The 25841-nt window shown below is 66.2% G+C and carries 28 protein-coding genes; 15 read left to right on the top strand and 13 right to left on the bottom strand.

The features are described from left to right. Positions 1-69: 69 nt before the first annotated feature. Positions 70-906 (bottom strand): enoyl-CoA hydratase-related protein, encoded by an 837-nt coding sequence (locus tag ACXI0U_RS10755; protein ID WP_479550215.1) that lies wholly within the window; start codon positions 904-906, stop codon positions 70-72. Positions 907-1029: 123 nt separating this feature from the next. Here ACXI0U_RS10755 and ACXI0U_RS10750 point away from each other — a divergent pair, with 123 nt between their 5' ends. Further along, on the top strand, positions 1030-1665 hold the full coding sequence (locus tag ACXI0U_RS10750) for a TetR/AcrR family transcriptional regulator (protein WP_043243951.1): 636 nt from the start codon (positions 1030-1032) through the stop codon (positions 1663-1665). Between the two features lie 63 nt (positions 1666-1728). Here ACXI0U_RS10750 and ACXI0U_RS10745 read toward each other — a convergent pair whose 3' ends face one another. After that, positions 1729-2091, bottom strand: coding sequence for a DUF5064 family protein (locus ACXI0U_RS10745; RefSeq protein ID WP_021220248.1), 363 nt, complete (start codon positions 2089-2091; stop codon positions 1729-1731). 374 nt (positions 2092-2465) lie between these two features. Here ACXI0U_RS10745 and ACXI0U_RS10740 point away from each other — a divergent pair, with 374 nt between their 5' ends. The 5 genes from ACXI0U_RS10740 (at position 2466) to ACXI0U_RS10720 (ending at position 5645) form a co-directional block, all read left to right on the top strand. Continuing rightward, positions 2466-2825, top strand: a complete 360-nt coding sequence (locus tag ACXI0U_RS10740; protein WP_021220249.1) for a histone-like nucleoid-structuring protein, MvaT/MvaU family — start codon at positions 2466-2468, stop codon at positions 2823-2825. A gap of 259 nt (positions 2826-3084) precedes the next feature. After that, entirely contained in the window at positions 3085-3402 is a 318-nt protein-coding gene (locus ACXI0U_RS10735; protein ID WP_479550214.1) for a DUF7693 family protein, read from the top strand. Between the two features lie 124 nt (positions 3403-3526). Further along, a complete protein-coding gene (locus ACXI0U_RS10730) occupies positions 3527-3739 on the top strand; it encodes a DUF3079 domain-containing protein (protein ID WP_043243945.1) in 213 nt (70 codons plus the stop codon). Between the two features lie 133 nt (positions 3740-3872). Continuing rightward, positions 3873-4739 (top strand): EamA family transporter, encoded by an 867-nt coding sequence (locus tag ACXI0U_RS10725; RefSeq protein WP_479550213.1) that lies wholly within the window; start codon positions 3873-3875, stop codon positions 4737-4739. A gap of 141 nt (positions 4740-4880) precedes the next feature. Then, positions 4881-5645: a CHAD domain-containing protein gene (locus tag ACXI0U_RS10720; RefSeq protein ID WP_431484597.1), complete on the top strand. Its 765-nt coding sequence runs from the start codon at positions 4881-4883 to the stop codon at positions 5643-5645. A 10-nt stretch (positions 5646-5655) separates the two neighbouring features. On the opposite strand, the gene ACXI0U_RS10715 is transcribed toward ACXI0U_RS10720, so the two are convergent. The 4 genes from ACXI0U_RS10715 to ACXI0U_RS10700 all read right to left on the bottom strand — a co-directional run bounded on the left by ACXI0U_RS10715 (position 5656) and on the right by ACXI0U_RS10700 (position 9371). Beyond that, positions 5656-6108 (bottom strand): GNAT family N-acetyltransferase, encoded by a 453-nt coding sequence (locus ACXI0U_RS10715; RefSeq protein ID WP_431484596.1) that lies wholly within the window; start codon positions 6106-6108, stop codon positions 5656-5658. Between the two features lie 32 nt (positions 6109-6140). After that, positions 6141-7169, bottom strand: a complete 1029-nt coding sequence (locus ACXI0U_RS10710; RefSeq protein WP_431484595.1) for a helix-turn-helix transcriptional regulator — start codon at positions 7167-7169, stop codon at positions 6141-6143. 17 nt (positions 7170-7186) lie between these two features. Further along, positions 7187-8398: a serine hydrolase domain-containing protein gene (locus ACXI0U_RS10705; protein WP_431484594.1), complete on the bottom strand. Its 1212-nt coding sequence runs from the start codon at positions 8396-8398 to the stop codon at positions 7187-7189. Between the two features lie 193 nt (positions 8399-8591). Then, a complete protein-coding gene (locus ACXI0U_RS10700; protein WP_431484593.1) occupies positions 8592-9371 on the bottom strand; it encodes an MBL fold metallo-hydrolase in 780 nt (259 codons plus the stop codon). 114 nt (positions 9372-9485) lie between these two features. Here ACXI0U_RS10700 and ACXI0U_RS10695 point away from each other — a divergent pair, with 114 nt between their 5' ends. Next, positions 9486-10448 (top strand): GlxA family transcriptional regulator, encoded by a 963-nt coding sequence (locus tag ACXI0U_RS10695; RefSeq protein ID WP_316926118.1) that lies wholly within the window; start codon positions 9486-9488, stop codon positions 10446-10448. 26 nt (positions 10449-10474) lie between these two features. Continuing rightward, positions 10475-10711 (top strand): hypothetical protein, encoded by a 237-nt coding sequence (locus tag ACXI0U_RS10690; protein ID WP_431484592.1) that lies wholly within the window; start codon positions 10475-10477, stop codon positions 10709-10711. A 104-nt stretch (positions 10712-10815) separates the two neighbouring features. Here ACXI0U_RS10690 and ACXI0U_RS10685 read toward each other — a convergent pair whose 3' ends face one another. Both ACXI0U_RS10685 and ACXI0U_RS10680 read right to left on the bottom strand, forming a co-directional pair. Next, positions 10816-11598, bottom strand: coding sequence for a hypothetical protein (locus ACXI0U_RS10685; RefSeq protein WP_431484591.1), 783 nt, complete (start codon positions 11596-11598; stop codon positions 10816-10818). A gap of 68 nt (positions 11599-11666) precedes the next feature. Further along, positions 11667-11918 carry an MJ0042-type zinc finger domain-containing protein gene (locus ACXI0U_RS10680; protein ID WP_431484590.1) on the bottom strand — a complete coding sequence of 84 codons (252 nt, stop codon included), beginning with the start codon at positions 11916-11918 and terminating at the stop codon, positions 11667-11669. Between the two features lie 253 nt (positions 11919-12171). Between ACXI0U_RS10680 and ACXI0U_RS10675 the strand changes: the two genes are divergently transcribed. Continuing rightward, entirely contained in the window at positions 12172-14025 is a 1854-nt protein-coding gene (locus ACXI0U_RS10675; protein WP_431484589.1) for a diguanylate cyclase, read from the top strand. A gap of 21 nt (positions 14026-14046) precedes the next feature. On the opposite strand, the gene ACXI0U_RS10670 is transcribed toward ACXI0U_RS10675, so the two are convergent. Further along, positions 14047-14934, bottom strand: coding sequence for a LysR family transcriptional regulator (locus ACXI0U_RS10670; RefSeq protein ID WP_021220262.1), 888 nt, complete (start codon positions 14932-14934; stop codon positions 14047-14049). Positions 14935-15036: 102 nt separating this feature from the next. Here ACXI0U_RS10670 and ACXI0U_RS10665 point away from each other — a divergent pair, with 102 nt between their 5' ends. Together ACXI0U_RS10665 and ACXI0U_RS10660 are read left to right on the top strand one after the other, a co-directional pair. Continuing rightward, positions 15037-16035 carry a DMT family transporter gene (locus tag ACXI0U_RS10665; protein ID WP_431484587.1) on the top strand — a complete coding sequence of 333 codons (999 nt, stop codon included), beginning with the start codon at positions 15037-15039 and terminating at the stop codon, positions 16033-16035. A 96-nt stretch (positions 16036-16131) separates the two neighbouring features. Next, complete coding sequence (locus ACXI0U_RS10660) at positions 16132-17781, top strand: mechanosensitive ion channel family protein (RefSeq protein ID WP_431484586.1); 1650 nt, start codon at positions 16132-16134, stop codon at positions 17779-17781. Between the two features lie 10 nt (positions 17782-17791). Here ACXI0U_RS10660 and ACXI0U_RS10655 read toward each other — a convergent pair whose 3' ends face one another. Further along, positions 17792-18184, bottom strand: a complete 393-nt coding sequence (locus ACXI0U_RS10655) for a RidA family protein (RefSeq protein WP_265170579.1) — start codon at positions 18182-18184, stop codon at positions 17792-17794. Positions 18185-18329: 145 nt separating this feature from the next. On the opposite strand from ACXI0U_RS10655, the gene ACXI0U_RS10650 reads away from it, so the two are divergent. Next, positions 18330-19256, top strand: coding sequence for a LysR family transcriptional regulator (locus tag ACXI0U_RS10650; RefSeq protein WP_431484585.1), 927 nt, complete (start codon positions 18330-18332; stop codon positions 19254-19256). A 49-nt stretch (positions 19257-19305) separates the two neighbouring features. Here the strand turns inward: ACXI0U_RS10650 and ACXI0U_RS10645 are convergent, their stop codons facing one another. Beyond that, the gene (locus ACXI0U_RS10645; RefSeq protein WP_479550212.1) at positions 19306-21342 is read right to left on the bottom strand and encodes a TonB-dependent receptor; all 2037 of its coding nucleotides are present in this window, start codon (positions 21340-21342) and stop codon (positions 19306-19308) included. Between the two features lie 419 nt (positions 21343-21761). Here ACXI0U_RS10645 and ACXI0U_RS10640 point away from each other — a divergent pair, with 419 nt between their 5' ends. The 3 genes from ACXI0U_RS10640 to ACXI0U_RS10630 all read left to right on the top strand — a co-directional run bounded on the left by ACXI0U_RS10640 (position 21762) and on the right by ACXI0U_RS10630 (position 23687). Continuing rightward, complete coding sequence (locus tag ACXI0U_RS10640) at positions 21762-22901, top strand: hypothetical protein (protein ID WP_431484583.1); 1140 nt, start codon at positions 21762-21764, stop codon at positions 22899-22901. Positions 22902-23112: 211 nt separating this feature from the next. Further along, a complete protein-coding gene (locus ACXI0U_RS10635) occupies positions 23113-23451 on the top strand; it encodes a hypothetical protein (protein WP_184489880.1) in 339 nt (112 codons plus the stop codon). An 11-nt stretch (positions 23452-23462) separates the two neighbouring features. Further along, entirely contained in the window at positions 23463-23687 is a 225-nt protein-coding gene (locus ACXI0U_RS10630; protein WP_021217713.1) for a DUF2188 domain-containing protein, read from the top strand. Positions 23688-23799: 112 nt separating this feature from the next. Here ACXI0U_RS10630 and ACXI0U_RS10625 read toward each other — a convergent pair whose 3' ends face one another. Together ACXI0U_RS10625 and ACXI0U_RS10620 are read right to left on the bottom strand one after the other, a co-directional pair. Then, positions 23800-24723 carry a hypothetical protein gene (locus tag ACXI0U_RS10625; RefSeq protein WP_271657878.1) on the bottom strand — a complete coding sequence of 308 codons (924 nt, stop codon included), beginning with the start codon at positions 24721-24723 and terminating at the stop codon, positions 23800-23802. Between the two features lie 15 nt (positions 24724-24738). Continuing rightward, positions 24739-25803, bottom strand: coding sequence for a PAAR-like domain-containing protein (locus ACXI0U_RS10620; RefSeq protein WP_021217711.1), 1065 nt, complete (start codon positions 25801-25803; stop codon positions 24739-24741). Positions 25804-25841 lie beyond the last annotated feature (38 nt).

The following is a 25841-nucleotide window of genomic DNA, read 5'->3' as shown; positions in this document are numbered from 1 at the left end:
ACGATAAGATTTGGTCAAAAAAAGGGGGGGCTAGGGTTTGCACGAAAAGTCGTCGAGCGCAGGCGCTTTTTAGAAGCGGTCCTGCAATGCATGCAGGTCGTCGAACTGCGCCGGGGTGCCGCTGGCTCGTGCGCCGACGGCGCGGAGGATGTCCTGGCCGCTAAGGATGGCGCTCTGCAACAGCACCGTGTGCTGGAGGGATTCGTAGACGCCGTGGTCGCGGCTGTAGAGCATCGAGCGCTTGATGCCGTTGATGGCCACCGGCGGGCGCTCGGCGATTCTCCGCGCGGCGGCGAAGGCGCCTTCGAGCAGGGCTTCCGGGGTGGCGAAGACCTTGGCCAGCAGCCCCAGGCGATGGGCTTCGGCGGCGTCCAGGGTGTCGCCGGTCAGCGCCAGGTAGCGGGCCACGCCGGCCGGGATCAGCCGGGGCAGGCGCTGCAGGATGCCGAGGTCGGCCATCATGCCGATGTTGGTTTCCTCGATGCGGAACTTCGCCGCCTCGGTGGCGAAGCACAGGTCGCAGGCGGCGATCAGGTCGAAGCCGCCACCGATGCAGGCGCCCTGGACGGCAGCGATCACCGGGAAGCGTGCCTGTTCCAGGGCATTGAGCGCGCCCTGCATGCGCTCCAGGTTGACCTGCAGCACCTCGCGTTCCTGCGGGTTGTTGGCGTGGAATTCCTTGGCGGCGGAGAACATCTGCAGGTCCAGACCGCCGCAGAACACCTTGCCCTGGGCGGAGATGACCAGCGCCCGCACCGAGCCCGAGCGGCTCAACTGGTCGACGGCGGCGGGCAGTTCACTCCAGAAGGCGCGCGTCAGGCTGTTGGCCTTGTCGGGGCGATTGAGCTGCAGGTGGGCGACGCCGTTGTCGACGCTGACGGCGAAACACTCATAGGTTGGGGCCATGGAAACACCTCGGGGGCGGATAATCTTGGCGATGCTAAGATTCGATCTTTGCAGCGTCAAGATTTTTCCGAGTGCTAAGATCGCGACGCCCCGCCGCCCACGAAATCAAGGCCCCCGCCGCCCATGAGCAAGACACCTCAACGCGCCCGCGACACCTACCACGTCGGCAATCTCGCCCCGCAACTGCTCGATGCCGCGCGGGAGATGCTGGAGGAAGTGGGCCCCAGCAAGCTGTCGCTGCGGGCGGTTTCGGAGCGGGTGGGGGTGAGTTCGACGGCCGCCTACCACCACTACGCCAACCGCGCCGAGCTGGTGGGCCAGTTGGCGGCCCAGGGCTTTCGTGAATTGGGCGCCGTGCTGCGTATCGAAGATGGCGGCAGCACCGGCCTGCAGAAACTGCGTGACGCCAGCCTGGCCTACTTCAGCTTCGCCCGGGCCAACCCGGCGCTGTACCAGTTGATGTTCGGCCCGGAACTGGCCAGCGGCGAGATGCCCCTCGACTACATCGAGGCGCGGGACCGGGCCTTTGGCGAGCTGCGGCGGATCATCGCCGAGATCCTCGGCCAGGGCATGGACAGCGCCGAGGTCCGCCGCGCCGCGCTGGCGGGTTGGTCCTACACCCACGGCCTGGCGTCGCTGGTGATCCATGGCGTGCTGCAGTTCCCGGCCGGTACCACCGATGCACGCTTCGTCGACAGCACGCTGCAGGGCTTCGAGCACCTGTTCAATGCCGGCGGCGGCGTGGGTTCCGGAACGTGAGGGGCTGACGAGAGGGGCGCGGGCCCTTGCAGCGAGGCAAGGGCACGGCGAAGGGAGGCGGGATTATTCCAGGTGTTCGGGGTTGACCGGGTCGCCGGACTTCATGTTCAGCTGCGCGCGCACATCTTCGAACATCGCATCGTAGTGTTTGTGCATCGAGCCAATGCTGCTCATGGCTTTGGGAATGCCGTATTTTTCGGCGATCTTGGTGATGTTGCTGGCGAAGTTATAGGCCAGGTCCTTGGGCAGGAAGAAGGACTCCTTCAGTTCCTTGTTGAAGATGCTGCCATGGACGGTGAAGAGCATGCCTTTGCCTTCCTTGGGGTCCGTGGTGACCTCGTAGTCGATGCACAGGTTGTAACTGAAGTCGTGCTCGTTCAGCGCATGACGCTCGATATGCAGGTGGCCGGGTTCGAATGTCGCCATTGCTCTTTCTCCTTCATGAATAGCGTGAATCAGCTGCGTCCGCGCAAAGAATAAAGCAGAGCTGCGAGGCACTGAAAACTAGTTCCTTTTCAGGGTTTGTAAAGCCCGCGGGAGCGCCGGTACGGGCGTCCTGCGGGTATTGGACGCGCCTGCTCATCGGTCATTCAATGTGCTTCCATCGTTCCATGGCGGTGCCTGCCCGATCACCTAATGATCAGGGCCCGATCAAAGGCCGGGCGGGAGTAACGCCAACTAAGACAATGAGAAAAGAGGCGCGTCGAGTGTAAATAACAGCGATAAAACTCTGGGATCCAGTAAACTCTGCGTGCGCTTGCCTGTCAGAATCACTGAAGCAACCCACCCGAAGGTTTTCCATGTCCAAACTTGCAGAATTCAAGGCTCTCGAAGCCAAGCTGGCCGAACAACTGGCTCAACTCGATGCACTGAAGAACGATAAAGAACTCAAGCGTGAAATCGAATTCGAACAGAAGCTGCGTTCGCTGCTGGGCGAGTACAACTTCTCGCTGCGCAATGTGATCGCCATCCTCGACCCGAGCGTTTCGCGCAGCCCCGTTGCCGCTAAAGCCGGCGGTCAGCGCCGCGAGCGCGCGGTGAAGGTCTATATCAACCCGAAGACCAACGAGCGCGTCGAAACCAAGGGCGGCAACCACGGCGTATTGAAAGCCTGGAAAGCCGAACACGGTGCTGAAACCGTGGAAAGCTGGCTGCAGTAACCGCTTCTGCCCAGTTGCAAACAGCCCGCTTCGGCGGGCTTTTTGTTGCGGGTGAAAGAGCGATAACGTCGGCCTGGCTATTCGATCGTGTTTGAACAGGCAATGAGCACAGGAGGCCATTGCGTTGTTCTTATATCGCTCGCGGGATACCCGGATGGATTGATTGGTTACTCCGTTGCGATACCTCGCACTCCATCACTTGCCAGCGATAAGCTCCGCTCCCAGCACCGTTCAATAACACTTCAAACGATAGAACCCCATGAAATCCGATGGCTCCCTCAGTGCACGCGAGGTCTACCAACTGCTCAAGGACATCGCCCTGGGTGTGCGCCTTATGCGCCGTGGCACGGAGCAGGGCTGGAGCCGGGACCATCGCGGCGACGTCGAGCTCGCTGTCGATGGCTGGCGGCTGACGCTGTACAACGAATTCGGCCACCTCGACCACTGCAGCGCCTGCACCTCGGCGGACGGCCGGCAGGGCGCGCCCGAGGCCTGGGCGCGGTTCGGCACCGACCCCACTCAGCTGTTGAGCCAATGGGAGCGCAGCCAGTTGGAGGGCTTGCTGCATAGGCTCTAGGCGGCCGCTGGATGTTTTTCGCGGTTGAAACCGCTCCCACGGAACAGGCTTGATCGCGGTCAAGGCGCACGTGGATGGGCACGGTAACGTTGGGGCAACCCGTAGCCGAAGCCCGAGCGTCCACATGGCCAAGCCCTTTCCCCTCAACCCCAAGCACCCCGAGCGCATCTGCTGGGGCTGCGACCGCTATTGCGCGGCGAGTGATCTGGCCTGCGGCAATGGCGCGGACCGCACCATGCACCCGGTGGAGACCTTCGGCGAGGATTGGCACGAACAGGGGGAGTGGGGCATCGAGCCGGTGGCGGGGCCGGATGCCGTGCAGGAGGCGAAGCCGTGACCTGCCATCTCCCCCTGGCCCCGCACGCGAACTGCTATGGACAGAAACACCCGAACTGATACTGGCTGGCCGCCCATTCGCCGTTGCATAGTCGGAGTCTTTTTCTCGACGCGCACGGTAGCGGAGGCTGAGCATGGATGTGCTCATGGGGTTGCTTGCGGCCCTGCTTTGGGGTGGAACGGATTTCATGGTCGGGTTGAATGCCCGGGCCGTGGGCGTGCAGCGCGCGGTGTTCTTCAGCCAGACCCTGGGGCTGTTGCTGATGAGCCTGCTGCTCGTGGTGTTTCCCGCCTTCCTGCTCAAGCTGACCGACGCCGCGCCGGGGGACTGGGGCATGGGCGTGCTGGCGGCCTGCTTCACCCTGTGCGGCGCGCTGGCGCTGTCGAAGGCCTTCTCCATCGGCAAGGCGTCGATCGTCGCGCCGGTGGTTACCTCCTATGGCGTGGTCACCACCCTGCTTGCCTGGCTGGGTGGCGAGCGGCTCAGCGGGTTGCAGCTGGCGTGCATCGGCCTGTGCGTAGTCGGTGTGATCCTCTCCAGCATCACCCGTGGGTCCGACACGCCGCATCATGTCGAGCCGCGCCGCTCCATCGCCTATGCACTGCTCGGGGCGCTGCTGTACGGCACCAGCCTGTGGTTGCAGGGGCACTTCACCCTGCCGCGCCTGGGCACGGTGGGCATGCTTTGGCTGGGCTACCTGGTGGGCGTCAGCCTGTTGCTGGTACTGATGCTGAGCCGCGGTGGCAGCCTCAAGCCGCCCGCGCCCCGGCATGCCTTCGCGCTGGCGGGCACCAGCCTGATGAACCTGGGCGGTTTCTCGGCCTTCGCGTTCGGCGCCATGGCTGGCTCGGTGTCGGTGGTGACGGTGATCAGCACGCTGTCCGGCGGGATCGCGGCTATCCTCGGCTACCTGTTCTTCAAGGAGCGGCTGGCGCCCGTGCAAGTGGTTGGCGTGACCCTGGTGCTGCTCGGCGCCATGGTGCTGCACGTGAAGGCATGACGGTCATGTGGGCGGCGTAGCCTGCATCCGCCGGATGAAAAATGGATTAACGAATTCCGTGTTCCTGGCACTCCCTCCCGACCTTTATGCTCGGCGCGGAATTGCCCCTGGCCACTGACCTTCCCACCCCTGGAGAGCCCGATGTCCTTCGTCGATTCGATCGTTGAGCAGGTGTTGCGCATAGAGCTGGGGATTCACCACAGCAGCGTGCGCCTGTTGTGCCGGACCGATGGTGAAGCCCTGCATGACCTGCGCATCGGCCTGCGGCGGCTGCGCAGTCTGCTGCGGCCCATTCGCAACCTGGAGTCGGTGCGTGAGCTGGATACCGCGGCAGCGGAGGTGGGGCGGCTGACCACGCCGATCCGCGACCTGGAAGTGATGATCATCGAGCTGGAGCGTCAGGGGCTGCCCGACCTGGCGCAACTGCGCCGCCAGCGTCTGGAGCAGGGCTATCGCATGGTCGAGGACAGCCCCACCATTCGCACGCTGATGGCCAGCCTCGATGACTGGCCGGAGCAGTTCCGTGATGCCCAGCGTGCGGGCGAGCTGCGGGCGTTGCGCGACTTCATCCGCAAGCGCCTGAAGAAGCAGCGCGACACGCTGGTGGCCGCACTGCGCGACCCGGCCTACGACCGCCACGCATTGCGCATCCTGGTCAAGCGCATGCGCTACGCCCACGACGCCTACCCGAGCCTGTCGCCGGTCACCGCCAAGGCCGCCGCGTCCCTCAAGGCCGTGCAGGGCGCGCTGGGGGATTGGCACGACCACTTCCAGTGGTGCCTGAAGGTCGACAGCGAGCGTGACCTGGAGCCCCTGCGCCGCCCGTGGGAGATCGCCATGGAGGCGTCACTGAAGGCAGCGGAAGCAGAGTTGCAGAACCTGCTGGAGCGCCTCGAAGGAAACTGAAAACCCGCGATCAACCGTTGCCGGCGTGAGCGGTGAACTTGACGAACACCAGTTCGGGGTCGCCGTCATCCAGGTTGTCGATGCGGCCGCTGGGGGTGAAGCCATGCCGGGCCAGCAGGGCGAGCATCGGTGCGTTGGAGGCGTTGGTCGAGGTGAACAGCTTGGGCCCGGTGCACTGCCGCTCCAGCTCCGCCATCAGCGCTGAGGCGACGCCTCGGCGGCGTGCCCCGTCCTTCACCATCACCAGGGCGATGAAGTCGTGTTCGAAGAAGGAGCGGTCGAGCACGCCGTAGCCGAGCAGCGTCGAATCATCGTGGGTTTCCACCGCTACCCAGCATTGGTCGGCCGCTACCGCGTTGGCGATGAAGGCCTTGCGGCTCGGCTGCTCGCGGACTATCGGGTCCAGCGCCACGAGAGCTTCGGTATCCGCGCTGCGGGCGCGTCGCACGGTGGGGAGCGTCATGGTCGGCTCATGCCTGGGGAAGGGCGGCCAGTCTAACCACCGGCTCTCCCTCCGTCTTCCGATGCTTCCCGGAGAAGGCCCTGGCGGTACTGGTTGAGCGTGGTGCCGGTCCAGCGGCGGAAGGCCTGGCGCAGGCTGGAGCCGTCGTTGTAGCCGAGCAGCTCGGCGATCTGTTCGGTGGTCAGCTGGGTGCGCCCCAGCAGTTCCCGCACCCGCTGCAGGCGGGCCTGGTCGAGTATCTGCCGGTAGCTGCAGCCCTCGTCGGCCAGGCGTCGGCGCAGGGTGCGTTCGGTGAGCTTGAGGTGCTGGGCGATCTGGCCGATGTCCGGGTAACGGTCCGGCAGCGAGGCGAGCAGGGCGGTGACGCGCTGGCGGGTGCCGCCCATCTCGCTCTCCAGCAGCTTGTTGAAGCCCTCGCTGGCCAGCGCCAGGGCCGCCTGGAACACCGCCGGGTTGGCGGTGGGGATCGCCGATTCGAGCAGGCCCGCCGGCAGGTGGAAGACGATGTCGCTGCCACGGGAGCGTACCGGCATGCCGAAGTAGGCGAGGTAGGGCTGGGTGCTCTCCAGCCCGGCGGGCAGGGTCAGGCCGAGCCCCTGCAGCGGGCGGCCCATCAGTTGGTTGAACAGGTGATAGGCGGCGGAGGCCAGCACGTTCGCGTGGAACTGGCGCTGCCGGGCGTCCCAGCCCGCCCGGGTGCGGAAGCGGGTGGTGACGCGGACATCCCCCTGGCCTTGCGCCTCGACCAGGATGTCGGCGATGTCCGGGTTGAACAGCAGCATGTAGGCGCGGACCACCTTCAGGGCGTCGGCGAGGGTTTCCGCGCTCATCAGGGCGAGGCCGGCCATGCCGTAATCGGTGGCGCGGTAGTGCTCGCCCAGGCTCAGGCCGTCGATGGCGTCGCCGTGGTTGCGCACGATCCAGTCGTACAGGGCGTGGCTGGGCGGCTGCTCGTCGGGGCTGTCGGCGAGCAGCAGTTGCGGCGCCTCCAGGCCCCGGCCGTGCAGGTAGTTCTGCAGCGGTCGCCACTCGAAGTCGAAGGTCAGCGCTGACGGCGGCATGCCGGGCTCCTCAGGGATCACAGGTTGCGCGCGATGGCGCGGAAGGCTTCGAGCGATTCGTATTCCATGCGCGTGCCGTCCTCGTTGTAGCGTGCATAAGCGGAGGTCTTGGCGATCACCACGCGGCGCGTCGGGTTGACGTAGATGAACTGGCCATAGACGCCCACGGCCATGTACTCGCCTTCGTCGCCCTGCGGCACCCACCACTGGTAGCCGTAGCCGAGGTTCGGCTGGCCCTGCTCCTTATAGCGCCCGGGGCGGAGGAAATCCTTCGCGGGGGTGACCGATTGCTGCACCCACTGCCGCGGCACGATCTGCTCGCCCGCCAGGTTGCGGCCCTCGTGCAGGTACAGCAGGCCGAAGCGGGCGTAGTCGCGCAGGCACAGGTTGAGGCCGCCGAAGGCGATCTCCGCGCCGTCGTTGTCGGTCAGCCACTGGCCGTCGCACTCGGCGCCGAGGGGCGACCACAGCTTCTCGGCCATGTAGTCGGCGAGGTCGCGGCCGGTGGCGCCCTTGAGCACCATGCCCAGCACTTGGGTGTCCACGCTCACGTAGTGGTGCTCGGTGCCGGAGGCGCCGGCGCTTTTGAGCTGCGCCACCCAGGCGTCCACCGAGCCGCCGAGGGCGATGGTCTGGCCCAGCTGGTTGATGCCCGCCTCGGGGTCGGCGTAGTCCTCGTTGAAGGCGATGCCAGAAGCCATTTCCAGCACGTCCTGCAGCGGCACGCCGTCGTAGCCGCTGCCCTTGAGCGCGGGCGCGTAGTCGCTGACCGGGTCGCGGATATCGCGGATCGCACCTTCCTTCAGGGCGATGCCCACCAGGGCGGAAACGAAGGACTTGCCCACCGACCAGGAGATGGCTCGGGAATCCTCGCGGTTGCCCCGGAAGTACTGCTCGTAGACGACCCGGTCGGCCGCCATGACCAGCATGCCGGTGGTGCCCGAGGTCACCAGCCAGTCACCCAGGGCCTGGTCCCGGCCCTGGAAGTGGAAGCGCTCCACCAGCGCCTTGGGCGCCGTCTGCAGGGGGGCGCTCACGGGGCCCTTGGGGATCGGGCGCGCCTGGAAGATCGTCGGCATGGAGCGGAAGTTCTGGGTGATCCGCTCGGGGTCGAACAGGGTGTGGAAGTGCCACAGGCGCATGCCCAGTTGCGTGGCGAGCACCAGGACGATGCCGCCCACCAGCAGGGCGGATGCCAGCAGCAGGCGTTTTACCGAGAGGCGGCTCATCGGGCGGCCTCGGCGTATAGCGGTTGGCAGTCGGGGATGTAGATGAAGGTGGGGCGATACGCAGCGGTTCTTCTCATTGTTTTCTCTGCCGGGTGGAAGGTGTTTCACCGGGGTGCAGTGAACCAGCCGCCAGGCGTGGAGCGCGAGAAGCGCTCCGGACAAAAAACGATGGAAATCGGACAGGCCTGCTGCCTCAGGCCAGCTCCAGCACCTGACCGTCGGCGGGAATCAGCAGGCGCCGGGCCAGGCCGCTGGCGTGCGCTGCCTCCGCGAGCTCCTCGCGGGTGACCGGGCAGTGGTTGATGGCCTGCAGGTGATTGGCGACCACGATGCCCCGGCTGAGGCGGGTGAATTCGAGCACCTCGTCCAGGCCCATGATGATGTCGTCGCCGATATCGAAGCGCGCGCCACCGGCCGGTACCACGCACACCTGGGGCTGATGGTGCAGCACGAAGTCGCGCACCCCGGGCGTGAGGATGGTGTCGCCGGCCAGGTACAGGCTGGGTTCGCCGGGCATTTCGATCAGGTAGCCGACGCCGTGCTCCATCAGGCGCCCGACCAGGCCCTTGCCGTGGGTACAGCGCACGGTGCGGATGGTCCCGCCGAAAAAGGGCACCGGCTCCGCGTGCCCCTCCGGCAGCGGCTGCACGTTCAAGCCCAGCCGCGCCAGGTAGGGCGCGTCGTGCGGGGTGCAGATGACCGGGATCTGCCGCTCCCGCAGCCAGCGCGTACCGGCGCGGTCCAGGTGGTCGAAGTGGCCTTTCTGGCAGTGGGTGATCAGGCAATGGGTGACGGACTCCAGCGCCTGCGGGGCCGATTCGGGCAGCTCGACCGTGGGGTTGCGCTGCCGCCCGGCGAAGATGCGCAGCGAGGGCAGGGTGCCTTTGCGCGCCAGCATGGGGTCCACCAGGATGCGCTGCTGGCCCAGGTCGAGAATGATCGTTGCGTTGCGGAGTTGCTGGATCTTCATCATGTGTTCCTCCTAGGGTATGGCGCCATGGTGCCGAGGACCGGGTCTGGCGATAATGGCGGGAATGGACATAGTTCATTCATTTCCAGTCACGTCATTCTCCGCCACGGTGCCCCTATGAAGATCGGCCTGCTGTTGTTTCCCGGTTGCATGCCCGCGGGGCTGCTGGCTTTTGGCGACATGCTCCACGCGGCCAACCGCCTGGCCGGGGGCGAGTTGTTCGAAACCTGTTTCGTGGGCATGCACGGCGGCCCGGTGGAGTGCGCCCATGGGCTGGTGCTGGCGGCGAGCCAGGGCATCGCCGAGGGCGAGCTGGATGCCGTGCTGATTCCGGGCTTCTGGGCGGAGTCTCCGCAACAGGTCGAGGCGATGCTGGCCGGCAACGCCGCATTGCTGGGTGCCCTGGCTCGGCTGCACAAGCGCTGCCAGCTGTGGAGCTATTGCACGGGCGTGTGCCTGGTCGCCGCCAGTGGCCGCCTCGATGGGCAGCCCGCCACCGTGACCTGGTGGCTGGCGGATGCATTGCTCAAGCGCTACCCCAAGGTGCGCTGGCAGAGCGAGAGCAATTGCATCTTCAACACACGCAGCGCCACCGCCAGTGGTGTCAACGGTTACCTGCCGCTGGCCCAGGCCCTGATCGAGCGGCAGGTGAGCCAGAGCGTGTTCCACGACCTCGACCGTTTGATGGTGTTGCCACGCCCGGCCCAGGTGCACGATGCCTTCCAATCCCTCAGCCTGATCGAGCAGCCCAGCCCATTGCTGCGCCGCCTGCACGGCCTGGTGCAGGGGCTGCCGGCCGAGCAGATCACGGTGCAGAAGCTGGCGGCCGAACTGGGCATGTCGGAGCGCACCCTGGCCCGCAAGGTGCGCGATGAAACCGGGGTGGCGGCGGCCACCTATGCGCGGCGCATCAAGCTGAGCCAGGTCAGCGAGCGCCTGACCCTGACCTCCGCCCCGCTGAAGACCATCAGCGACGAGCTGGGCTTCAGCAGCGATTCGAACCTCACGCGCATGTTCAAGGAACTGACCGAACTGACGCCCGTGCAATACCGGCAGCGCTTCGGGCGGGTGCAGGGATGAAGACGGCGATGCGGACGAGGTGCGCTATGCCATGGAAACCCGGCCTGCTGCTAGCACTCGTGCTCAGCGCCGGTGCAGCGGTGGCACAACCTGGAGCGGATGAGCCGCCGCCCGCTCGCGTCGACCCCTGCGCCCTGAAGCGCGATGGCGCGGTCTGCAGCGAACAGGACCCGATCTTCCAGCAAGTGATGGATGAGCTGAACCGTGAGCGGCGGGAGGCGGAGTTGGTGCAGGGGGAGAGGGAAAGGGAGAAGGGGGAGTAGCTGTGGCTGTACAAGAGCAATGTCAAAACGCTTACCTCCGACCAGAGGCAATCTCATCGGTCGGAGGTGTTTCATAGGGGGAATGTGCATTTACCCAGTACCGGTTAGTTCGGTCTTCGCTCAGCAGTCTCGATTTCCATCTCTGCCTTGGTGAACGGCAGTTTCTCAAGGGGAACGGCTTGGGCATGGAGTGCGCGTAACTTGTTTAGAAACACCTGATCTTCAATTCTCATCCCAGGCACGATCTTCCCAACATCCATGTTGATAAGCGAAGCGACGATTACACCGGCAATTGCGCCCCCTGCCGCGGCTTGTCCGTAGTTGAGGTGGCTGCTGCCAACTACCGCTTGGCCAACGACTCCACCCAAAGCCCCTCCTGCCATGAAACCTATTAGGCTGACTTTTTCACTGCTTGGGTCGGCTATGTATCCAGCGGTGGAGCAGTTGGCCTCCTCTGGAGGTACCTGTACAGGTACCGAGCTTACCGAGTCGTAGTGATACAGGCGCGGTGGTCTGGTCTGATCATGGGGAATGATGAAACCACCGTCGTAGTTCATATGCGTTGAGACGCCTGGCGGACTGTCTTTCTGGCCTACCCGCTCGATGTAGACGCCGCCTGGCGGGGCTCTGTAGTACGTGCCTTCGGCATCTTCTTTCTCGGAAAGATAAGGGCCGCGCTCCAAGTGAATTTCCCACTCGATCTTGAGCAATCCGTATTTGCCGGATGCAACCAAGCGCTGAGGAATCTCTACGCACGTTGGTCGGCTGGGTGTAGAAAGATCTTCCGGTTTAATGGCGTTTGTACAGCCCGCCAGTCCCGTAAGCACCAATAAAACGGTGCCCAACCTTGATCGATTCAAGACCCATGTCACGTATCGCCAGCTCATTAAAACCTCCTGTAAGTGAGCCTTTCATTTATTGCGAGCGAGCGGATTCTACGTGACGTTTCTGCCCTTCAGCCAGGCAGCACCTTCGCCAACACCACACAGGCCACCACGAGCCCCAGCACCACCCAGCGCAGGCCGTTGGGCGGGAGGAAGCCGAACAGGTGCAGGGTGCGGGCGGTGAACACGTGCCGGCACTCGGGGCAGCGCACCTGCATCCTGGCGGCGAAGGCGATCTGGTTGACGCCCACGCCACTGGCGACGAGCGCCTTGCGCGCCGGGAAGAGCGCCGAGCAGGCGGGGCAGGCTTCCAGTTCCTTCATGGGGTCTTCTCCGTTCCAGGGGGCCAGGCAAGGTGGTTCTGCCAGCGAACATACAGGCTCGGGGCCAGGCGGCGCGCCCCTGTGATACCGCGCTGAGACCCCCTGCACATTCGCTGGTGGGAGGCGGTACCGGCCCGGTGCTCGCCGGGTTCGAGGGTTGTCTTGTAGACTTCCGCCCTGTCACGGTGCGACGGCCTGCGTTCGATGCGGCCGCCATCCGTGGCTCCCCTGGGCTCTGCTGGTACCTGGCCGCATGCATGCCATCCGCCTTTCCCGTCAGCTGTCTTCCTGGCTTCTGTTCGTACTGACCCTGCTGGCGCTGCCGGCCGGCGCGGGCGAGCGGGTGGTCGATGCCGCGGCGGTGGACAAGGCCGCGCTGTCCCTGACTCCCTACGTGTCGCTGCTGGAAGACCCGGAGCGGTCCTTCACCCTGGCCGATGTACAGGCCCCCGCGCTGGCGGCGCGCTTCCAGGGTGACCAGCCGCCCGGCAATGCCCTGGCGCTGGGTTTCACCCGCTCGGCCTTCTGGCTGCGCCTGATGCTGCACAACCCGGGTGATACGCCGTTGCGGCGCATGCTGGTGGTGGAGAACCCGCGCATTTCCCATGTCGAGGCGCATATCCCGGATGCTCATGGCGTCTACCACGCCACCGCCACCGGCTGCGACGTGGCGCCCTCGAGCAAGGCATACGCCAACCGCAACTTCGTCTTCCCGCTGCTGCTGCCGGCGCATTCCGAGCAGGTGATCTACCTGCGCGTGGCGTCCAGCGTGGGGCTGCTGGTGCCGTTGCAGTTGTGGCCGGTGGAGGCCTTCCACGCCTACGAGCGCGACGACTACGTGAGCAAGGTCTGGTACTTCGGCATCGCCACCGCCATGGTGCTGTTCAACCTGATGCTGTTCGTGGCCCTGCGCGACCGGGTGTACCTGCTCTACGTGGCCTTCGTTTCCTGCACCGCCTTCACCCTGGCGATCAAGAACGGCCTGGCGCCGGACTGGGCCATCGCCGGGCTGCCGCTCAACTCCAACGTCGCCTATTACTCGGGCGTGTCCCTGGCCCTCAGCGCGATGCTGCTGTTCACCCGGCGCATGCTGCGCACCGACCAACTGATGCCGAGGGTGGACCGGCTGCTGCTGGCGATGGTCGCGCTCTACCTGGTGACGCCATTGCTCTACGCCATCGCCTTGCCGCTGTTCTCGCGCCTGGCGGTCTACTTCAACCTGGCCACGGCCGTGGTGGTGCTGGGCGTGGCCCTGGCCGGGGTGATCAAGCGCCAGCGCAGCGCCTGGTTCTTCCTCGCGGCTTTCGCCCTGCTGATGTTCGGCGGTGCCATGACCACGCTGCGGGCCATGGGCCTGATGCCCACCAACATGTTCACGGTGGACGGCATCCAGTTGGGCTCGGCCATGGAGATGATCGTGCTGGCCTTCGCCCTGGCGGACCGTTTCAACGTGATGCGCCGCGACAAGGCGCGGGTGCAGGAGGCACTGCTGCAGGCCCAGGAAAAGCTGGTGGAGACACTGCAGGGCTCGGAGCGCGAGCTGGAGCTGCGCGTGGCCCAGCGCACCGACGAGTTGCAGGCGCTCAACAGCAAGCTGGAGACCCTGAGCCTGACCGACGCCCTGACCGGCATCGCCAACCGCCGCCACTTCGACGAGGTGCTGCAGCAGGAATGGCACCGCGCCCAGCGCACGGGTGAGCCCCTGGCGCTGGCGATTCTCGATGTCGACTGGTTCAAGCGCTACAACGACCACTATGGCCACCCGGCGGGCGACGCCTGCCTGCAACGCATCGCCCAGGTGCTGGCCAGCACCGTCAGCCGTTCCAGCGACCTGGTGGCGCGTTATGGCGGCGAGGAGTTCGTCTTCCTCGTGCCCATGACCGATGCGGCCGGCGCCCAGGGCATCGCCCAGCGCCTGGTGCAGGCCATCGAGGAGCTGGCCTTGCCCCATGAGCTATCCACCTTCGGCCGGGTCACCGTCAGCATCGGTGTCGCCGCCATGGTGCCGGGGCAGGGCGAGGCCGCCGAAACCCTGCTGCAACGCGCCGATGCGGCGCTCTACGAGGCGAAGAAGGCGGGGCGCAATCGCGTCGGGCGCTTCATCTAGGGCGCGCCTTCTGCGGGCCTGCTAGGCGGGCGTGGCCAGGTGGGCGAGCAGCTGCCGTGCATGGGATGACAGCGCCTCCTGGCCCTTGATGCACAAGCGCAACTCCCGTGTCGCCCAGGTGTTCTCCAGGCTGACGATGGCCACCGGCAGTTCCTGCGCCAGGCGTGTGGCGCCCGCTTCAGGGAGCATGGCGATGCCGGCGCGCTGGGCCACCAGCTGGGCGATGGCGTCGAAGCTCGGCGCACGCACCCGCACCTTCAGCGGCACGGCGTAGTTCAGCGCCATCTCCTCGATGAAGCGCTGCATGGCGCGCTCCGGCGGCAGGCAGACGAAGGCGAAGCCCAGGGCCTCGCGCATGTGCGCCTGGCGGCGGCCGGCCAGCGGGTGGTCCTGGGGCACCAGCAGCACCAGGCGGTCGTCGCGGAACGGCATGGAGACCAGCCCACCGGTGGGCAGGTTGCCGTCGTAGACGCCGATGTCGAATTCGCCGGCCTGCACGCCACGCAGCACGTCGCGGCTGTTCAGTTCGGTGAGCTGCAGGTCCACTTCCGGGTAGTCGGCGAGGAAGGGCCCCAGGGTGGCGGGCAGGAAGGTGCTGTTGGCCACGGTACTGGCCGCCAGGCGCAGGGTGATGCGGCGCTGGCCGGCGAGCTCCTGCAGGGTGTCCTTGAGCTTCTGCGCCTCGTGCAGCACGCCGTGACAGCCTTCCAGCACCAGCCGCCCCGTGGGTGTCAGGCTCATGCCATCGGCCTTGCGCACGAACAGGGCCAGCCCGCAGCGTTCCTCGAACTGGCGCAGCCGGGTGCTGGCCGCCGAGACGGCCACGGGGAAGGTGGCGGCGGCCTTGCTCAGGCTGCCGGTGGCGGCGATGGCGGTGAGCAGGCGCAGGTCGGCGAGATCGAAGTGCAAGGGCGTTCTCCTTTGAAGAAGGGGCCGTTCGGTAAAAAGCGATTCTAGCGCTGGCGCCTTCGCTTCAGAATAACGGTAGCCACCTTGCAGACCGGATACCTGATGAACGCCTTGCTCTCCCTCTATAAACGCAGCGCCGCCAACGGCAGCCTCTTCGCCGTGCTTTCGGCCGCCGGATTCAGCCTCAAGGCGATCTTCGTCAAGCTGTCCTATGCGGCTGCGCCCGTGGATGCGGTGACCCTCCTGGCGATGCGCATGGGCCTGGCGTTGCCCCTGTTCGCCTGGTTGCTGTGGCTGAGCCGCGGCACCGGTGAGGTGGCCTTGTCCGGCCGCGACTGGTTTCGCGTGCTGCTGCTGGGGATGTTCGGCTACTACCTGTCCAGCCTGTTCGACTTCTACGGGCTGGAATACATCAGCGCCGGCCTGGAGCGGCTGATCCTGTTCACCTACCCGACGCTGGTGCTGGTGTTCCAGGCGCTGATCTTCCGTGAGCGGCCGAGCGGGCGCACCTTGCTCGCCATGGGCCTGTGCTACCTGGGGCTCGGGGTCGCGCTGATGCACGACATCGGCAGCACCGACATGGGCACGCAGGTGATGATCGGCGCCGCCTGGGTGTTCGCCAGCGCGGTGACCTATGCGCTCTATTACCTGGGCACCGGCGTGATGGTGAAACGCATCGGCTCCATGCGCCTGGCCGGCCTGGCCGGGGGCGCCTCGGCGCTGATGGTGCTGGCGCACTACGGCGTGGCGGCCGACTTCACCCAGTTGGCCACGCTGCCGGCTTCGGTGTGGCTGTACACCGCGCTGATGGCGCTGCTCTCCACCGTGCTGCCGATCTACTGGATGGCGTTGGCGATCCAGCGCCTGGGCACCACCCACACCGCCGCCGTGGGCAACCTGGGGCCGGTGCTGACCATCCTGGCGTCCTGGGCGTTGCTGAACGAGGCCATCTCGGCCTACCAGCTGGTCGGGCTGGTACTGGTGCTGTTCGGTGTGTCGCGGCTCAAGGCGGCGCCGCCCAAAGCCGTTGTGGCCGAGGACGCGGCGCTCGCAGTGCCTGCCGTCGTTCCGGTGGGGGCGGGGCGCCAGAACGCCGACTGAGGCTGCGTTACGGCAGCCTAGAGCGGGAGCCGCCGACAGGCGCACGAAGCTGTTCTACTCTCCCAGCGTCGAGCCATCGTCCGGGGTGTAGAGCACATGGGAAGTAGCCACAAGGCAGTGGGGCCGAGCGCATGGCGCGGCGGGTTTTGGGGCTGGCTGGCGCTGTGCCTGTGCGCGCTGGCGCCAACCCTGGCGCAGGGGGTGGAGCCGGCGGCCGAAGGCGGCGCCCAGACCGCTGAACTCAAGGTGGTGAATCGCAGCATCCTGGTATTCCGCGCCGTGGTGCTGGGCGAGGGCCCGGAGCTGCGGGCCAGGCGAGCCAAGGCGGTGATCGGCGAGGCGCTGGAAGGCACCGAGCGGCTCGACGTCCGGGTCGACGCCGTGGGTGACGATTACCTGGTGCTGCTCGGCGACCGCCGTGCCTTTATCGTCGCGCCGGAGGATGTCGACCCGCTGGTGGCGCATTCCGTTCGTGAGGCCGCCCAGGACGCCGCCGAGAAGCTGCGCCTGGTGGTGACCGAGACGCAGCAGGCGCGCAGCCTGCGTTTCATCGCCGAGGCGGCGGGGTATTCCGCGCTGGCGACCCTGTTGTTCTTCGCCGCACTCAAGGCCATTCAGTTCGTCCGCAGCAGGCTGCTGGAGCGCTTGCCTGGCGTGATGACGCGCCATGCCCAGGCCTTTCGCGTCGGGCCGACGCCGGTGCTCGACCTGCGCTACCTGTACCCCCTGGTGGGCCGGGTGTTCTGGGCGATCCGCTGGGCCTTGATCCTGCTGTTGACCTATGAGTGGCTGAGCTTCGTGCTGTCGCGTTTCCCCTATACACGGCCCTGGGGCGAGAGCCTCAACAGCTACCTGCTGGAGGTGGCCGGTTATCTGTTGCAGGGCATCATCGGTGCGGTGCCGGGGTTGATCCTGGCCATTTCGATCTTCTTCATCGCCCGGGGCGTGACGGCGTTCAGCCGACGCGTGCTGCGGCGGATGGCGACGCCGGGAACCCTCAGCTGGCTGAACCAGGAGACGCTGCCCACCACCACCCGGCTGACCTCGCTGGCGATCTGGCTGTTCGCCCTGGCCATGGCCTATCCCTACCTGCCGGGGGCGGGTACCGAGGCGTTCAAGGGGCTTTCGGTGCTGGTGGGGCTGATGATTTCCCTCGGCGCCTCCAGCGTGGTGGGGCAGGCGGCGGCGGGGCTGATCCTCACCTACACGCGCACGTTGCGGGTGGGCGAGTTCGTGCGCATCGGCGAGCACGAGGGCACGGTCACCGAGCTGGGCATGTTCACCACGCGGGTGCGTACCGGGCTGGGCGAGGTGCTGACCATCCCCAACTCGATGATCACCAGCAGCGTGACCAAGAACTACTCGCGCGCCGTGCAGGGCCCCGGCTACGTGGTCGATACCACCGTAACCATCGGTTACGACACGCCCTGGCGCCAGGTGGAGGCGATGCTGCTGGAGGCGGCGCGGCGCACGGCGGGCATTCTCGAGCAGCCGGCCCCGCAGGTGTTCCAGACGGCGCTGTCGGACTTCTACCCCGAATACCGCCTGGTGGCGCAGGCCATCCCCAGCGAGCCGCGGCCCCGCGCCGAGCTGCTGAGCGAGCTGCACGCCAATGTCCAGGATGTATTCAACGAGTACGGCGTGCAGATCATGTCGCCGCACTACCTGGGCGACCCGCAGCAGGAGAAGTGGGTGCCGCGGGAGCAGTGGTTCGTCGCCCCCGCGCGGGAGCGGGACGAACCCTGAGACGTGGCGGTCAGCCTGGCAACCTGGCGATCACCTTGATCTCGAAATCGAAGCCATAGAGCCAGGTCACGCCCACGGCGGTCAGCGTCGGGTGCGGCGCGGCGCCCCAGAACTCCGGCACCACCTCCCAGATGGCTTCGAACTTCGCCTGCGGGTCGACCATGAACACGGTGACGTCGACCACGTCGTCGAAGCTGCAGCCGGCCTCGCCCAGGATCGCGTTGAGGTTGGTGAAGGCCTGGCGCACCTGGGCCTTGAGGTCCGGCTCGGGGGAACCGTCGGGGTTGCTGCCCACCTGCCCGGAGACGAACAGGAAGCCATTGGAACGGATGGCCGGCGAGTAGCGGTTGCGCTCATAGAGCGCCTGGCGGCCGGGCGGGAAAACGACGTCGCGTTGGGTCATGGGGAGGTACTCCAGTGGTGGGTCGATGCGACCCGGGGTCAACGATGGAGGCGACTCTAGGCCCTTGCGCAGGGGCGATAAACGCGCAAGCTTGTCCATCACTGTTTGCCGATCCCAAACAATCCGTCGGATATCTGGAGCGTCCATGGACCGTTTCGATGCGATGCAGGCCTTCGCCCGGGTGGTGGAGGCGGGCAGCTTCACCCGCGCCGCCGACACCCTGCACATGAGCAAGACCAGCGTCACCCAGCTGGTGCAGCAGCTGGAAGCGCGCCTGCGCGTGAAGCTGCTCAACCGCACCACGCGGCGGGTGGCGCTGACCGCCGATGGCGCTGCCTACTACGAGCGGGTGGTGCGCCTGCTGGCCGATATGGACGACGCCGAGACCAGCCTTTCCAGCGCCTCCGCTTCGCCCCGGGGACGCCTGCGGGTGGACGTGCCCAGCCCGCTGGCGAGCATGATCCTGGTACCGGCGCTGCCCGAGTTCCACGCGCGGCACCCGGACATCCAGATCGACATGGGCGTGAGCGACCGCATCGTCGATGTGATCGGCGAGAACGTCGATTGTGTGGTGCGCGGCGGCGAGCTGCGCGATCAGTCGCTGATGGCGCGGCGGGTCGGTGACCTGCGCCTGGGCGTGTACGCGGCGCCGGATTACCTCGCGCGCCTCGGCGTGCCGGCGCACCCGCGCGAGCTGGAGGATTCGCCCCACCGCATCGTCGGTTTCCTCTGGGCACGCACCGGCAAGCCGGTGCCCTACGCCATGCGCAAGGGCAATGAGGAACTCCGCGTGAACGGCCGCTACGTGCTGGCGGTGGATGACGGCAATGCCTACCTCGCCGCCGGGCTGGCGGGCCTGGGTGTGCTCTGGCTGCCGGAATACATGGCCCTTGCCAGCCGGGCCAGCGGCGCGCTGGTGCCCTTGTTCGAGGACTGGCGCCTGGACCCGATGCCGATGTACGTGGCCTTCCCGCCGAACCGGCACATCAGCGCCAAGCTGCGGGTGTTCATCGACTGGGTCGCCGAACTGATGGAGCGCCACGCGCCGGTGGTGACCCACCCGGGCGCGTGACGCGATGAGGGCATGACGACGGAGCCGCAACGGCCCCGTCGCCCGTGGCTCAGAACGCGACCCGTACCCCGGCCTCGACGCTGCGGCCGGCCGCCGGCACCTGATCCCGCAGGATCGAGCTGGCGTAGCGCACGGTCTGGTCGTTGAGGTTGTCGCCCTTGAGGAACACCAGCCACTCGCTTTCCGCCAGGTCGAAGCGGTAGCCGAGGCTGGCGTTGAGGGTGGTGTAGCCGTCGGTGCCGCGCTCTTCGGTCGGGACCCGGCGCTGGGCACTGGCGTGCTCGACGCCGACGCTGGCCTGCCAGCTCTGGTAATTCCACAGCAGGGCGCTGTTCAGGCGCAGGGGTGAGATGCGCGGCAGCGGTTCGCCGGTCTCCTTGTTCTTGGCACGGGTGTAGTCGGCGGAACTCTGCAGGGCGAACTCGCCGTAAGGGGTCTGCGCCAGGCGCCAGTGGTCCTGCGCCTCGACGCCCCAGAAGTCGGCCTTCACGCCGCTGTAGAGGTATTCCGGCAGGGCATCGTCGTCGCTCGGGGCGACTTCCTGGCCGTCCTCGTCCAGGTAGCGGCCGCTGCCCAGCAGGCCGATGTAGTTGGAGAAGCGGCTGTAGAACACGCCGACGCTGCCCTTGTGGGTGCCGTCGTCGAAGCGCAGGGCCAGGTCGGTGGACCAGGATTTCTCTTTTTCGGCATCCGCATCGCCCACCTCGTAGGTGCCGGTGGCGGCGTGGGGGCCGTTGGCGTAGAGCTCGTAGAAGGTCGGCGCGCGCTCGGTGTAGCTGAGGGTGCCGGCCAGGGACCAGATGTCGGTGAGGCGGTAGATGGAGCCAAACGACAGGCTGCCGGCGGTGAAGCTGTGGCTGTCGTCGGCGCCTTCGAAACGCTCGTTGCCCGCGGCGTCCGGGCGCAGGCGGGTGTGTTCCAGGCGCCCGCCGAGGGTGAGCTCCAGGCGCTCGGTGGCCTGCCAGCTTTCCAGGGCGAAGAGGGCGCCGCTGTCGGTGTCGGTCTGCGGCACGAAGGCTTCCTCGCCCAGGGCCTCGAAGCGGCTGCTGGCCACCTGCACGCCGACCACGCCTTCCAGCGGGCCGATGGGCGCGTGACGGGCTTCGAGGCGGGCCTCGTAGCCGTCGTTCTTGAAGGTGGTACCGACTTCGCCGTCCTCGATCTCGCGGTGCTCGTAGGTGGTGTGGCCGAAGTCCAGCTTCAGGGAGCTGAAGGGGCCTTCCAGGTCACGGATCTCCGAGGCCATGGCGTAGTGGCGCTGCTCCATGTCGATGCGCACGGCGTCTTCGGCGGGCGAGCCGTAGTTGCTGTCGTACTCGTCGTAGGAGAGGCCGACGTAGCCGTGGTCCCAGTGGTAGGCACCGCCCACCGCGCCGCCGTCCTGGCGGCCGTCGCTGTTGTTGACGCGGTGCTTGCTGTCGTCGCCGTCCTGGGCGCGCTGGTCACGGGAGCGGGCGTAGCCGGGGATGCGCGTGTCGTTGAACTGCCGCGAGTTGGCGTCCAGGTGCAGGGCGAAGTTGCCGTCGCCGGCCTCCAGCTTGCCGGCTGCGCTGCGGGTGGTATCGGCGCCGCCGTAGCGCAGCTCGCCGCCACCGTGCAGGCCGTCCACCGCCTCGCTGGGGATGCGGTTGTCGAAGGTGTTGACCACGCCGCCCACGGCGCTGCCGCCGTACAGCAGCGCCGCCGGGCCGCGTACCACTTCGATGCGCTCGGCGTTGGCCGCGTCATAGGGCACGGCGTGGTCGTAGGAGAGCGAGGAGGCGTCCAGCGCGCCGACGCCATTGCGCAGGATGCGGATGCGGTCGCCGTCGAAGCCACGGATCACCGGGCGGCTGGCGGCCGGGCCGAAATAGGTGGAGGAGACGCCGGGCAGGCCGTTGAGGGTTTCGCCCAACTGCGCGGCGCTGCGCAGGCTCAGCTCGTCGCCTTCCACCACGCTGGTGGGCGAGGCGAGGGCTTCGCTTTTCAGCGGGTTGGCGGTGATCACCTGCTGCTCGAGGACGATGGGCTGGGCGGCGAGGGCGTGCTGCGCCATCAGCAAGGCAGCAGCGATGGGGGTGTGGAGGCGGAGGAAGCGAGCGGACATAGGAGGCGGTTCCTGTAGGGTTGAATTGTAATGTTACAACATAACAATTCGTGCGCTACGGTTTTATAAGCCCGATGTAGAGCGCTCCGTGGGGATTGGAGGTTTTGCGTGGTCGGATATAACGCCCGTTGCGCTTATGCGGAACGCGACCTCGCCAGGGGGGCCGGCTGATCTACGCTGCTCAGGCTGGCGAATGCTTTCGACGTTCTTTCGATCCCCGTACCCGGCAGGAAGGCGCCTGTCCGCAACCTGCGGCAGCGCTCGTCTTCGTTTCTTTCTGCCGTGCCTGGACGCCGTTCGAGTCGTATTTCCCCTATGCCCCGTGATGCGCAAGGAGTGCTTCCCCGCGGGGGAGTCGTGCGCCGCTGGAGGGCACGGGAGTCGCCGGCTCCCATCCCATCTCATGCAAGGAAAGCGTCATGACCACATTCAACGAGGCCGCTTCGGCCGGTTACAAAAGCCTGCTGAACCTCTACCAGCCCGAGGTCTTCCCGGGGAACTTCTGGTTCGCCGGCAACACGCTGCATTGCTGCCTCGACTATCTCGTCAATTCGAAGCAGCACGACGACGGCGGGATCCTGCGCAAGGCCTATGGCATCTACCAGGACCTGAACGCCAGGGTCGACTGGTGGGTGGACGACTACGGCTGGTGGGGAAATGCATTCCTCATCGCCTTGTACAACTGGGAAGCGCTGGGCTACCAAGCCCCCCGTGACGATCAACTGCGAGAAGGCATCATCGGCGCCACGAAGCACTGCTGGGACAAGCTCGCCGGGCATTGGTCGGACGACAGCTACAACGAGGGCGGTGAGGATCATGCGGCGGGCAGTGCGCCTATCAGGGGTGGCACGTTCAACCTCAAGGACCCCGACCAACCCATGTCGGGTCGCAATACCGTCACCAACCTGGGGTTCCTGCTGCTCTCCCGGGGCCTGGCCCAGTTGAACCCGAACGATCCCGACGCGCCAAAGTATGCGGAGATGGCGACGGCTGAATTCCAGTGGTTCGACAAGTGGCTCGGTATCCCCGGGTCGCTGCGGACCGCGCAGGACCTGGTGCTGGAGCGGCCTCGTGGGAATGCGGGCAACCCTGAGTGGCATTGGACCGGCGACCAGGGGCAATTCGTCCTGGCGATGGGGTCGGGGAGTGAGGTTTCCCACAAGGTAGCGGCCGCCGTGCTGAAGCGGATGATCGACAACGACGGCATCCTCCACGAGTACGAGATTAGCGGTGCGCTGGGAGAGTTCATTGCCGACTATGCCACCGGGAAGGGCGTCTTCATGCGCTGCATGCAGGGCCTCTACGGTGCGTCGGGAGGCGGCGCGGTCTACAAGGATTTCGTCAGGAACAACGCCGCTTCCGTCTGGGCCACGGCCACCCGGGGCAGTGGTGGCGCTTGCCAGTTCAGGTTCAACTGGAGCCGCCGCCCCGGTGTCTGGGAGCCCGAGACCCTCTCTGGCAAGGACCCACAACTGTGCGACCTGATCCTGCAGACCGCCGGGCAGGACGCCCTGAACGCCGCGTTGGCCTTGGGTCTGGGGAACGAAACCATCAAATGATGGCTGTGCCCCGGGCCAGTGGGCCCGGGGTTTTCCTGGCGGCCCCGGTGGCCAATGCAAAATGCCGAGGGCTGTACGGGGCGATCTTGCAGATTGCAATTCGCCCCATCACAGGATTGTTTGTCAACTCGTTGTTTTAAAAGGGGCTTTACGAAAAGGCCAAGCTGGCATGTTGCGTGCTCCTTCTCTCGCTACAAGAAGGAGAACGCCCATGAATGTTTGTGTCAGAGAAATCATCGAAGCCTTTCCCGGTCGGGAAGTGTCCCTCACCACCCGCCCGGACGGTCGCCTGTCATTGACCATCGGCGGCGAGGCCCAGCCGGCCTTCCACCGGGTCATCGATTGCGAGAGCGTGCTGTCGCGGGCTCAGGTCGGCGGTCTGATCCGCGAGCTGGTGCACGATGTGCAGGCCAGCGGTGATCGTCAGCCGGGGCAGGGCGCCAGCTGGCTCGCCCGTGAACGGCCGGTTCACGACCTCGCTTCTCCCTTCGCCGCGCGGGCGCTCACCGCCCATGGCGACGACCCGCGCTCCACGCGCGCCTCCTGCTGAGGGCCCACGCCATGGAACACTTCCTTATCGTCAAGGACCACCAGGAATGGGCGTGCCGCCGCTTCGGCAGCCTGGACAACCTGTTCAGCTCCGACAGCAAGGCGGACGTCATCTGCATGGCCGCCGCCCAGGTCGGGCACCTGCAATCGTCGGTGAAGATCCACGGCGAGGACGGTTCGCTGGAAGAGGAGCGAATCTACCCGCTGCTCAGTGGCGATCCGCTGCGGTATCTCTGACGCGCGATAAGCGAGGCCCAACGCCTGATCACCCGGTAGCACCGGACGGCGTTGGGCCTCGCTGCGCTCGGCGCCAACCTACGGTCTGTGCCCGGGCTACAAAGGCGTGCTGCTACAGCTCGTTACCCAGGACCGGGAACTGCTCCCAGGTGCCGTCCGCTCGTTTCACGAAGACATGGTCGGCGCCGAATGACCACAGCTCCGAGCCGGTGGAAATGAGGCGATGGAACGAGGGGGAGGCGATGGTCTGGCTGACGATTTCCGGCTGCCACTTGTCCCGGTCACGCACCAGTAGGCGACCGGGTTCGCAGGCGTAGATCAGGTCCGCATGGCGTGTGACCGACCAGAGATTGCCCAGGGGCGCGTCCACGGACAGGTCCCAGATACTGCTGTCGTCCATCTCCAGCACGATCCCGTTGTTCCCGCACAGCAGGTGCCGTCCGGGGCCGTCGGCGACGATGGTGGAGAGGATCGCGTTGGTGGGGCAGTCGATGCGTTGCCAGTCTCGAGGCGTTCTGCGATAGGCCGCGCCCGCCCAGCCCACGGCGATGGGCAGGCCCTGGGCATCCAGGCCGACATCTTCGAAGTCCGGTGATTCGGCGATCGGGGCCGCAAAGCTCAGGTCCAGCCAGTTGCCGTTCCTCAGTTCGAGCAGCTGGCCTCCCAGGCCACACACCAGCACGCGGCCATCCAGCGCGCGAACCCTGAAGAGCTCGCCGCGCTCCTCCGGGTCGACGACCTCCTGCTGGCTAAAGGTTCCGGCTATCGCTGCCGGGGAAAAGTCGGGCCCCTTGCCGCCCAGGCTGTACATCACGCCGCTTTTGCCAAGCATGTACAGGGTGCCGCTGGCCGGGTCGAACGCCAGGGAGCGGATCAGGTCTTCGTCGAAATCAATGTAGGTCCACTGGCCCTGCAGCTTCAGCAGGACACGTGAGGCGTCCACATCCGGGTAGGCGTTGTATTGCGCGGCAAGCGCCACATCGCCCGAGCCCAGCGGCACGCCATCGAGGAAGAAGTAGTCGGGTTGGCGGGTCATCGATCGATCCATGTCCTATTTGGGGGGCGCCGGCGTCGCCAGGGGCGCGGCGGCGATCTTCGGCTTCTTGAACAGCGGAACATTGGCCTTCTGCTTGCTTTTGAAGGCCTTGTCGGTGGGCTTCACCTCCAGCTTCGTGTGGCCTGCCTCCAGCTGTTTGCGTACGCAGGCCTCGTCGCAGCCCATGGCGGACGAGACGGCTTGCGCTCCGCAGTCCAGGGCGATGCTGAAGTCGTATGGGTCGCCCAGTTTGGACTTTTTGGGAATCCGATCGTTGCGCAACTGGGCAAATTTGGCGCCCACCCGGCCATGCTCGTCCAGCTCGGTGGAGACCGGGTTGCGCGAGTCATGGTCCTTGCCTTCCACGCAGACGCAGGGGGCGGCGCCTTCGGAGTACTTGGGGTAGCGCGGTTGCCCGCGGGCCTCGCCGGCCTTGCGCTGTTCGGAAAGCTCGGCGACGGGAATGGGGTGGTGCGGTGTCTTGTCTCCACAGCCCACGCAGCTGTTCGGGCTGAAAGGCACGAGCACACAGCGGCGGGCCTTGCAGCAGTCATCGGAACAGTCGCTGGCGATGGGTTTCTTGCAATTGTCGTTGACCTTCTTGGCATCGCCGGACTTCGCGCAGGGGTGGTCATCCAGGGCAAGCGCCACTTCGTCCAGGTAGGGCCAGGGGACGGTGTTGCCTTGCGAGCCGTGGTTGTGGGTCGTCAGGTCGGACATGCGATCCACGTTCTGGCCTTCGAACTTCACATCCATGGACCAGGCGGTGAAATACACCTTGCCCTTGATCTTCGATGTGATGACGCCTTTCTTCGGGGCGCAGCCGGCTTCGTCGCCATAGCTGGTCTTGAAGTAGCTCTTGTCCTTGAGCATCACTTCCTTGCCGGAGATCTTCACGGTGCGCGACCCGTTCGAGGTGTCGCTGGCCATTCCGGTGTTGGGGTAGGGGATGGGGACGCCGGGTGGTGTCGCGGGCGTTTGTGGCGGGGTGAAGCACACATCGGGGAAGCAGGCGACGGACTTCCCCTCGGCCGCCTTGCAGGAAATCTCCAGCCCGTTCGCGAACACCTGATTAGCCATCTCTCCTCCTGAGCGTTCATCCATTCCCGGACTGGCTT

The organism is Pseudomonas sp. C9D1 (genome assembly GCF_056491235.1).
The sequence above is the reverse complement of the archived record's forward strand: the minus strand, read 5'-3'. Positions and strand labels throughout refer to the sequence as shown.